Genomic DNA, 688 nt, shown 5'->3' with positions numbered 1-688 from the left:
GTTATATTAGAATTATTTAATTTTACTAAAAAAGATTTTTAAATACCCAGTTTTTCAATCAACTTCTATCCTTGAATTTTCCAAATTATTATAAAGTCAAATTTTTTCTTTGTTTATATACTTAATTTGATTTAATAAAACTTTGTGATTTTCACAAGTTCATAAAATTTTATTTGTTTCAAATTCTTCGGTGATAAATGATGATAATTTATAACAATTAATAACAAATTCTTCGGTGATAAATGATGATAATTTATAACAATTAATAACATCACATATTTTTTGTTGTTTAATAATTTCCATTTTTATAAATCAAATTTAATATTAACTATAATAAATATCTTCAAATCATTCTGTTTTTCCGCGATGTTTAACTTTATGAACTCACTTTGGCATTCCGCATTTACTGCATTTAATCATAATATTGATTTTTTCCATTTTTAGTTTCTCCAAAACAAGTACAACACCTTTACTAAGTTAGTATGTGTGTTATTTACTAATTTCTTAATTTAATATGGTTTTTTTCAGAAAGGAAACAACTTTTTTATTATTTTAAAAATTATAAATATATAAAGATGCTGTCCTTGTTTTGTTATTTTAAAAATTATAAATATATAAAGATGCTGTCCTTGTTTTGAATCAATTAGTTATTTTAGGTTTTTTCAAATAAAAAAACCATTTTAGTAAA

General features: G+C 20.1%; 1 protein-coding gene. It reads right to left on the bottom strand.

From position 1 onward, the window contains the following. Positions 1-12: 12 nt before the first annotated feature. Positions 13-303: a hypothetical protein gene (locus C6B38_RS06735; RefSeq protein WP_105299068.1), complete on the bottom strand. Its 291-nt coding sequence runs from the start codon at positions 301-303 to the stop codon at positions 13-15. Positions 304-688: the final 385 nt, after the last annotated feature.

The sequence above is a fragment of the Spiroplasma sp. ChiS genome (assembly GCF_002968355.1).
In the GTDB taxonomy this organism is placed as follows: Bacteria; Bacillota_I; Bacilli_A; order Mycoplasmatales; family Mycoplasmataceae; genus Spiroplasma; species Spiroplasma citri.
This window is presented reverse-complemented; position numbering and strand designations above follow the sequence as displayed.